The organism is Pelovirga sp., from assembly GCF_059864205.1.
On record NZ_JCBCBS010000043.1, the window covers coordinates 18,386 to 27,611 of the forward strand.

9 protein-coding genes are annotated in these 9,226 nt (G+C 54.0%); 1 reads left to right on the forward strand and 8 read right to left on the reverse strand.

Annotated elements, in window-relative coordinates; all coding sequences use genetic code 11:
- The 8 genes from AC6F7T_RS02335 to AC6F7T_RS02370 all read right to left on the reverse strand — a co-directional run bounded on the left by AC6F7T_RS02335 (window position 1) and on the right by AC6F7T_RS02370 (window position 7,895).
- Window positions 1-393 carry a prepilin-type N-terminal cleavage/methylation domain-containing protein gene (locus tag AC6F7T_RS02335; protein ID WP_500716357.1) on the reverse strand — a complete coding sequence of 131 codons (393 nt, stop codon included), beginning with the start codon at window positions 391-393 and terminating at the stop codon, window positions 1-3.
- Window positions 365-886 carry a prepilin-type N-terminal cleavage/methylation domain-containing protein gene (locus AC6F7T_RS02340; protein WP_500716358.1) on the reverse strand — a complete coding sequence of 174 codons (522 nt, stop codon included), beginning with the start codon at window positions 884-886 and terminating at the stop codon, window positions 365-367. Before AC6F7T_RS02340 ends, AC6F7T_RS02335 begins: the two co-directional genes overlap by 29 nt.
- Window positions 855-1,292, reverse strand: coding sequence for a type II secretion system major pseudopilin GspG (gene gspG / locus AC6F7T_RS02345; protein WP_500716359.1), 438 nt, complete (start codon window positions 1,290-1,292; stop codon window positions 855-857). The genes AC6F7T_RS02340 and gspG overlap by 32 nt, the downstream gene beginning before the upstream one ends.
- 13 nt (window positions 1,293-1,305) lie before the next feature.
- Window positions 1,306-2,517 (reverse strand): type II secretion system F family protein, encoded by a 1,212-nt coding sequence (locus tag AC6F7T_RS02350; RefSeq protein WP_500716360.1) that lies wholly within the window; start codon window positions 2,515-2,517, stop codon window positions 1,306-1,308.
- 3 nt (window positions 2,518-2,520) lie between these two features.
- Window positions 2,521-4,221 carry a type II secretion system ATPase GspE gene (gspE, locus tag AC6F7T_RS02355; protein ID WP_500716361.1) on the reverse strand — a complete coding sequence of 567 codons (1,701 nt, stop codon included), beginning with the start codon at window positions 4,219-4,221 and terminating at the stop codon, window positions 2,521-2,523.
- Window positions 4,222-4,225: 4 nt separating this feature from the next.
- On the reverse strand, window positions 4,226-6,253 hold the full coding sequence (gene gspD / locus AC6F7T_RS02360; protein WP_500716362.1) for a type II secretion system secretin GspD: 2,028 nt from the start codon (window positions 6,251-6,253) through the stop codon (window positions 4,226-4,228).
- A gap of 10 nt (window positions 6,254-6,263) precedes the next feature.
- Complete coding sequence (gene gspC / locus AC6F7T_RS02365; RefSeq protein ID WP_500716363.1) at window positions 6,264-7,169, reverse strand: type II secretion system protein GspC; 906 nt, start codon at window positions 7,167-7,169, stop codon at window positions 6,264-6,266.
- 102 nt (window positions 7,170-7,271) lie between these two features.
- Window positions 7,272-7,895 (reverse strand): rubredoxin-like domain-containing protein, encoded by a 624-nt coding sequence (locus AC6F7T_RS02370; RefSeq protein WP_500716364.1) that lies wholly within the window; start codon window positions 7,893-7,895, stop codon window positions 7,272-7,274.
- 312 nt (window positions 7,896-8,207) lie between these two features.
- Between AC6F7T_RS02370 and AC6F7T_RS02375 the strand changes: the two genes are divergently transcribed.
- Window positions 8,208-9,197: a zinc-binding dehydrogenase gene (locus tag AC6F7T_RS02375; protein WP_500716365.1), complete on the forward strand. Its 990-nt coding sequence runs from the start codon at window positions 8,208-8,210 to the stop codon at window positions 9,195-9,197.
- Window positions 9,198-9,226: the final 29 nt, after the last annotated feature.

Genomic DNA, 9,226 nt, shown 5'->3' on the forward strand with positions numbered 1-9,226 from the left:
TCAGCGTCCCCCGGCAGCGACAAAGGAGATCAACTCAACCTGTTCGTTATGTTGTGCGCGCCCCCAATTGACCTGGACATGGATCTGTCGCACCTGGGGGATCATGGTATGTTCGTAGAAAATCCGCCAGCTGAAATCGGCAAAGGGTTCCTCAAAAACCCCTTCCCGCTCTTCATCAACAACGCCGACACCGGCGAGCTGAACTTCCTGCTCGGCCATCAACTGTTGTGCCAACAAGGTTGCCCGAGTCAGCTTCTGAATCCGCTCATGTACCAGAACGGTTCGATTTGACAGACCAAGCAGGGTGACCAGGGCAATGGCCACAATCGCCAGGGCGATCATCACCTCAAGCAGGGTAAATCCGTCAACGCATTGTGTTCTGTGCTTCTTCAATCCGTGTCGTTCCCGTCAAAGGCGAAAAAATCACCTGTATATCACTACCGTCGGCGTGACGTACATGCAAACGGGTCTGCTCCATCCAGCCTAACGGAAAAATCCGCACAGTGACCTGACCGGAACGGAAACTCCCCTGCCCCTCCACCTCAATCTGCTGCAAGGTTAAAGGTGCTAAAACGATCTCGTGGCGAAAGGGCTCCTTTTCCACCCGATCAGCAGCAACGCTGCGCAACCGAAAGGCTTTGATGGTATGGCGATCCAGATCAAACTCCAGCTGATGTTCGTCCCTGGTCAAGGTCGCTTCGTTATACAGCTCCTTTACCGTACCAACAATGCGGCGCAGGGTAGTGCGCTCATCGCTGCCGAGACGATTAAACAACAGCGGGACACTGATCATCCCGATCAGCGCCAGAATAACAATGACGACGATCAGCTCGACCAGGGTAAAGCCCTGGTGCCTACTCGAGATTCCAGTTCGCAATGTCGGCATTGTCGCCCTCTCCGCCTGGTTGCCCATCGGCTCCATAAGAGAGCAGGTCATAATCGCCGTGAACGCCGGGAGCCAGGTACACGTAAGGATTGCCCCAGGGATCATTGGGAATCCGGCGGATATAGCCACCGTCCTTATAGCGGGTCGGAATACGGCCGATGGTCGGCTGATTCACCAGGGCTTGCAGTCCCTGTTCCGTCGATGGGTAAAAACCGTTATCGAGGCGGAACATTCCCAACGCTTCTTCAAAACTGCGAATCTGGGTTGCCGCCGATGTGCGTCGTGCCCGCTCCGGTTCGTCCAGCAAACGTGGTACAACAATGGCCGCGAGGATGCCGAGGATAACCACTACGACCATAATTTCAATCAGGGTAAAACCCCGCTGACTGTGCCGGTAATCTTTCATTTTTCTCTCCTTATTAACCCATTCCCTGGCTGGCCTGAAAAATCGGCAACAACACGGCCAGGACGATAAAACCGACAACACTTCCCATAAAAATAATCATCAAGGGTTCAAGTAATGCCATCAGACCGTTCAGCTTGGTCTGAACCTGATGTTCGTAGATATCGGCGACGCGAAACAGCAGCCCTTCCAGCTCGCCACTGCGTTCCCCGACTGCTGCCATTTGTGCCAGCATCGGCGGAAACGCTCCGGTCTCCCGCAACGGTGTCGCCAGGCCGGCCCCTTCGGTCACCTTTACGCGCACCTCGGCCACCGCCTGCTGTAAAAAGTTGTTCCCCAGCAAACGCTCGACAATCTGCAGTGTCGTCAGCAAAGGAACGCCGCTTTGCAATAATGTGGCCGTTGTCCGCGCAAACCGGGCAGTGGCCTTATGCAGCGCCAGAGAACCGATTAGTGGCAAATCAAATTTTTTACGACCAAACCACAGGCGCCCTCGGTTGGTCAGGGAATAACGGTGGCCAACCAAGACAATCAACGCGATACCAAGGAGCAGCATCCACCAGTAGCCGGTTAAAAATTCGGTAAACCCCATCAGCAGCCGCGTTGGTAGGGGGAGCACCTGTTCCAGATCTTCGAGCATGCGGGTGATTTTCGGCACCACAAAAGTCATCAAAAAAACCAGCACCCCGGTACCAACCAGAAACATCAGGATCGGATAGGTCATGGCCGCCTTGAGCTGCGAATTAAAACGCGACTGCTCATCCATAAAGTCGGCCAGTTGCATCAGCACCTTGTCAAGGGTGCCGCTCGCCTCCCCGACCTGGACCATACTGACATACAACGGCCGAAAAATCTGGGGATGGGCCCCGAGAGCATGATGCAACGAGCCACCCTGGAGCACATCATCGCGCACCCGCGACAGCACCGAACCCAGTTCTCCTCGCCCCTGCTGTTCGGCCACCGCAGCCATGGCATCGGCCAGGGGCATGCCGGCGCTGAGCATAACCGACAACTGACGGGTGGCGACACCAAGATCAAGGACCGTCACACGCCGAAACAAACTTCTACGGGCATCGCCGGCAGTAACCTCACGGACCCCCTTGAGTTTGGTTGGGAACAACCCCTGTTCGCGCAGCTTGCGACTGGCGGCATTGGCGCTCAAGGCCTCAACAACGCCGCGCCTGGTTTTGCCATTGGCATCGAGAGCATTGTATTCAAAGAGCGCCACGACCTACACCTCCTCCTGGGTAACACGCAGCACCTCTTCGATGGTTGTCTGACCGGCCAGGACCTTATCCATCCCGGCCAGGCGTAAGGGGCGCATCCCCTCTCTTTGCGCCTGTTTGCGGATGGTGACAGCGTCAGCATTGGTGGTCACCAGCCCGCGGATGGCGTCCGATACTTCGAGCAGCTCATAAAGCCCGGTGCGCCCCAAATAACCAATCTGCATACAGTGACTGCAGCCGCGCCCGTGGAAGAACACAGCATCTTTGGGAACCGGTTGCCCTTCAAAGAGTTGCGCCAGAACTTTTTCATCAGGGCGATAACTTACCCGGCAGTGGGGGCAGATAGATCGCACCAGTCGCTGCGCCATCACCCCCAACAGAGCCGAAGCCGCCAGAAACGGCTCAACCCCCATCTCCACCAAGCGCGCGAGAGCGCCGGCGGAATCGTTGGTGTGCAGGGTCGAAAACACCAGGTGTCCGGTAAGTGCTGCCTGAACGGCAATCTTGGCCGTTTCACTGTCACGGATCTCGCCAACCATAATGACATCGGGATCCTGACGCAGAATCGAGCGCAACCCTTGCGCAAAGGTCAGGTTGATCTTGGGATTAACCTGAAGCTGTCCAACCCCGGGCAACTGGTACTCGATCGGATCTTCAACGGTAATAATATTCTGTTCGCGCGAGTTGATGGACGACAGAGCCGAATAAAGGGTCGTGGTTTTACCGGCACCGGTCGGACCGGTAACCAGAAAAATGCCGTGACTTTTATGAATCATCTTCTGAATTTGCGGCAACATCCGGGCATCAATACCGATCTGCTCAAGCCCCAGCACCCCTGAACTTTTGTCAAGTAGACGCAACACCACCCGCTCGCCAAAGGCGGTCGGCAAGGTTGAAACACGAATATCCACATCTTTACCGGCAATGCGCACAGACAAACGACCATCCTGAGGCAGCCGTTTTTCGGCAATGTCCAGGTTCGCCATGATCTTTATCCGCGACACAATATTCGCCAAAGCACGATGAGGCGGGCGCTGTGACTCGTAGAGAATACCGTCAATGCGGGTGCGGATCACCGCTTCGAACTCAAAGGGCTCAATGTGGATATCACTGGCGCGCTGGCGATAGGCCTGGGTCAGCAGCCCATTCACAAAGCGAATCACCGGCGCCTCATCGCTGGTATCCAGCAGGTCGTCAACCTGCAGCTTGTCTTCTACGGCAATATCCCCGTGGCTGATGTCATCCATCATGCCGCTACCGCCGGACAGGGCTTCGTACCCCTGGTTGATGGCGTACATGATCCGCTCAGCAGAAGCGATCACTGGAACAATCCGGCAACCGGTCATTACCGACAGATCATTCAGCACCCGGTTGTTACTCGGGTCAGCTACTGCCAGACGGATCGTTTGGCCTTGAATATCAAGGGGAACAGCCAGATGTTCTTTGGCGTAACCGATGGGAATGCTGGTCAAGAGTTCAAGGGCAGTGGCGGTTATGTTCGGCTCGACAACAAAGTCAACACCACTTTGGCTGGCCAGTGCCTCCGCCAGCGTGGCATCGGTCATCTCACCCTTGGCTTTAAGAATTTCCCCCAGGCGCGCGTGACTGACCTCCTGCTCCTGCAGCGCCTTGCGCACAATTTCTTCGGGAATCCCCTGATCATTGATGAGGATTTCACCAAGTTTGCGCCACTTCATTGCTCGCATGGGTTTAGTTCTCCAGAGGTACGGCAAAATCCCCGATAGTTTTCATCCGTTGCTGTTCAAAAAACTCCTGGGTACCACCTTCGGAACGAAAGAGCTGCAGATCCCTGTGTGTATCGGTAGTCAGTCGACTTAAATCTTCCGTATCAGCTATGACACGCGGAGTTATAAATATCAGCAGACTGCGCTTTTCGTCACGATCTGTGGTCGACTTGAACAGCCAGCCAAGAATTGGAATGTCACCAAGCAATGGCACCTTGCTGACAGTTTTAGTTACCTGATTTCTAAACAATCCACCAAGCACTACGGTCTCGCCATCACGAGCAACAATGGAATTGCGCAGCAGCGTTTTGGTCAAAGTTGGACCAATATCATTTTCGTCGCCAACTCCACCCTCCTGTTTCACTCCACTGATTTCCTGATGGATTTTCATACGCACCAAACCACCGGCTGTGATTTGAGGAGTAAAACGTAAAATCAACGCCGCATCCTGACGCTCAACAGCACTTATAATATTATCTCCACCACCGGAAGCTGTTGCACGCGAAGTAATTATCGGCACATTTTCACCGACAATTATTTCAGCTTCTTCATTATCGGAGGTCAACAGGCGCGGTGCGGAAAGAATATTAACGTCAGAATCACTTTCTGAAAGATTAATCAATGCCGAAACTGCAGGAACTGTGAAATCGACACCTCCTACTGAATAAGAGATAGGATTAAACAATCCACCAAGTAAAATTCCTTCAACTGCACGCTTAAGAACGCCGGGGTCATCACCACTAGGAATAATATTGGGGCCACCCAAAGGCATGCCACCTGTCGATGCACTGATTATACTGTCACTGCCCAGATCGACAGCTCCCTGCAATGAAGTCCCCAACTCCAACACCGCCCTCATCGACAAATCCATAATCAGCGCCTCGACAAACACCTGCTTGCGCTTGATATCGAGCTGGCCGATCAACGCCATGACATTTCTGAGTTCATCCTGGGAAGCGTTGATAATCAGGGAGTTGGTCGGCTTGTCGGCAGTGACCTTGACATCCTTGAACAGTACGGCTGTCGGCTGCCCCTCTGCCGTACGTGGCACCGATGGCGTTCTGGCCGCCCCGGCGACAATCTGGTTGATGGTTTCGGCCAGCGGTACCGCTTCAGCATGCTCAAGATAATAGACATGCACCCCGGAAAAACTGGTGGTCACATCGACATCAAGCTGGGCAATCAGCTTTTTGGCCTGGGCGATAAAAGCCGGCTCCCCTTGCACGGCCAGGGTATTGGTACGCTCGTAGGGGATGATCTGGCCGGCAACACGTTTTCCGCCTGACTGGGCCTGACGTGCGGCACGGGTCGCCGGCGCGGCACCACCGCCCCCTTCAAGAATCTGCATCGCCAGAGCAGCTGTGTCAGCGGCTTCAGCGTACTGCAGGGGCAGGAGTTCGACGCTTTCACGATCCCAGCTTTTATCCAGGGTGTTCAGCAGCCGGTTCAAACGCTCGATGTTCTGAGCCGTATCGGTAATCACAATGGTGTTGGTGGCCTGATGGGCGACAACGTGACTGGTTTTTGGCATCAACGGTCGCAGAATGGTTTCCACCGCGACGGTAGCGTCAAGCTGGCGCAATTCGAGGATCCGGGTGACATGCTGATCGCCCAGTCCGCGCTGAGCAGTAAATGGGAGGGTTTCTTCTTTGGCAGAAGCCAGAGTAACAATCTTGTTGACCTGTCCGGCGGGAACGACAGTAAAACCCCTCACCCGCAGCACCGTCAAAAACAGCCGATAAGCTTCATCAAGGGATACCGGCTGCGGTGACAGGATACTGACCTTGCCGCGCACGGTTTCATCATAGAGAAAGTTTTTGCCAGTCAGTTCACTGATCGTGCTGATCATGTCCACCAGCTCGACATTCTGAAAGTCGAGGGTGATCAGCATCTCCTCAGCAGCCGTGGCAATGATGCGCCCGGGCACACAAAACAGCAGGATCACCAGCCAGAGAACCAGCAATTTTGCCGGAAAATATCTTTTATTCTCCACGTATCAGCTCCTAATCAAGGCTGTATGCAAATGTCTGCGGCTGTCCGTTGCGGATCAGTCCCAGGCTGATATTGTTCGCTTCCCGTACCTGTTGAAACACCTGCAGCGCCTTCTCCGGACTGTCGAGCCGAACCTGATTGATTTCGACAACAACATCGCCAAGACGCAAACCCAGTTGCTCGAGTAGGGATCCGCGCTGCATACCGACCAGACGAAAGCCGGTGGTCTGACCGTTTTCCATATGGGGGATCATCCGCGCCGATTGCAGCAGGGCGCCCATATTGGCGCGGGCACTGTCAACCATTCCGCGGTCAACGCGAAAACGCCCTTCGCCCAAGTCGACAACACCACCCTGAGCGGCTGTTGGCGTTGCCGGCGCTGCGGTTGCGGCCCGTCGGGTTGCCGGCAGTGATGCCGCCACCTGATCTTCAAGCAGAAGCAATTCACGACGCTCGCCGCGCTCAAGCACGACAACCTTTCTGCGTTCAATGACATCGACGGTCACGCCGGCGGCGATTTCGCTGCCGAGACCAAAAACCTCCACCTTACTGCCTGTATTGATCAGCGCCAGAGAATATTCACCAGCAACAACAGTTCCGATCAACGTCAGATTTTCGATCCGGGCAGAAGCCTGAAGGGTTTCACTGTCCAGCGACATATCAGCAACATCAGGCCTGACAAAAGCCGCGCCGATGGAAGCCACGTCAAAGAGGCTGCGATTGATAATCACCTGCAGATCGTCCTGGTCCAGCTGACGCACGGCCAGCGGCTGCACTACAGTCCCAGGCTGAAAGGTCTGCTCGCCACTGAACGACAAATGAATCACACGACCCGCCAGCATCCCGGCAACCAGGCCACCGACCAGCACCAAAAACACCAGGACATAGTTGAGATATATCTGCAAATTAAACTGCACTTTTTAGCTCACTTGAAGGCTGACGTTCCCACCCACCAGGGCAGGAGTGGAAAAAAAATTGAGGGGTGGGATTCTACAATCATTTCCTCAAATAAAAAATATTTATTTTTTAATCTTGCCACGCCCCTCATCTTTTTCTTCCTTTCGCCTGGCCGAAACCAGCACCCCGCCATAGTGGCCAACAAGGGTAACACAAATCAGCATCAGCAGATGGAGCAGTGAGTAAATCCACATCGCTCCGGTGCCACCGGCCAGGGGGTCGGGATTGAACCAGCGCCATCCCAGGGTCGCCAGGGCAAGCAGTAACAGAACCACGGCCAGGCTGATTTTTTTCACAAAAAGGGGATTCAATGATTGCTGATAGTTTTTCTGCCAAATGAAAAGGCCGGTCAACATCGTCAGCGGGACACTGATCACAATCATCACCAGTAGAGCAAATGCGGCAAATTCCAGGGGAGGATAAACGCAGATCACAGCGAGCAGCAAAAATAAGGTACAAGTAGGGATCAATGCTGCCGGAAAATGCGCTGAAACCGCGTGCGGAGCAAAGGTCTTTTGCATCTGGCGCAACTCATCCCTGAGCTTGTGAACCAGGGAACTGCCGGCAGGAACAGTCGCGATCAGTTCAAACTTATCGGAACCGGCATGACACAAAGGACAAAATTCCGGTGGAAAATCACCTTCATGCAAATAGCCGCAAATGGTACAGCGCCATGTTTTTGTCACAAAAATCCATTTAGGCTGAATCCAGTCTTTGCGGCGCAAACGGAAAGTTGTTTCGTGGTGACAGGAAAATCCAGGACTTGAAATCAAGGCTTACAGTTGTCCGCTTGTACGCCTCACAAACAAGGTCGCAGATTGACATCGCCACGGTGCAAAAGAACCGTATTACGGACGAAAAACCAGATTGGCAATTTGAATCCTGCAAACAATCCGACTATACTGCAGGCTCGGTCATCTGATTCGGCAATCAGGGTCGCATTATGTCTGAAACCGATATTTATTGCCAATCTATTTCAATCAGCAAAGGAGAGATTCATGAAGGCAGTTGTGATAAAAGAGTTCGGCGCCCCGACAGTCATGTCCGTTGGCGAGGTGACAAAACCCCAGCCCAAAGAAAATGAAGTTCTCATCAAGGTGGCAGCCACCAGCATCAACCGTCCGGATCTGGTCCAACGCGTCGGCAATTACCCACCTCCTCCCGGTGATTCAGAAATCCTTGGCCTTGAGGTTGCCGGCACCGTTGAAGCCGTCAGCAGTGGCGTTTCCAACTGGAAGGTCGGGGATCGGGTGATGAGTCTGGTCGGTGGCGGCGGTTATGCCGAATATGCCGTGGCCTACGCCGACCACCTGATGGCGATACCCGACAGCATGAGTTTTGAAGAGGCCGCCTGCGTCTGTGAAAGCTACATTACGGCTTTTCTCAATGTCTTTATGATCGGCGGACTCGAAGATGGTCAAACAGCTATCCTTCATGGCGGCGGCGGTGGCGTTAACACGGCGGCCATCCAACTCGCCAAAGCCCTCACCCCCAATGCCAAACTGATCGTTACTGCCCATCCTTCCAAGCTGGAGCGGGTCAAGGAACTTGGTGCCGATCTGGTGATCGACTACACCACGAATCCCGACTTCACCGATGTTGTCAAAGAATTCACGGGCAAAAAAGGGGTGGATGTCATTCTCGATCACGTTGGCGCGGCCTACCTTAAACCCAACATGAACTCACTGGCCTACAAGGGCAGACTGGTCGTTATCGGGGTCATCAGCGGTATCAAAGCGGAACTCAATCTGGCTCTGATGATGGTCAAACGCCAGCAAATTATTGGTTCGGTCCTGCGCAGTCGGCCGGTAGCCGAAAAAGGCGAGATTGTCGCTGAATTCACCCGTCGCGCCCTGCCGAAGTTTGCCGACCGCAGCATTGTGCCAATCATCGAAAAGGCCTTCCCCATGGAGGAAATTGTCGCTGCCCATACCATGATGGAAGAAGACAAACACTTCGGCAAAATCGTCCTGAAGATTGCCGGATAAAAACAACAATTCCGTCGGGGCACGGCGCG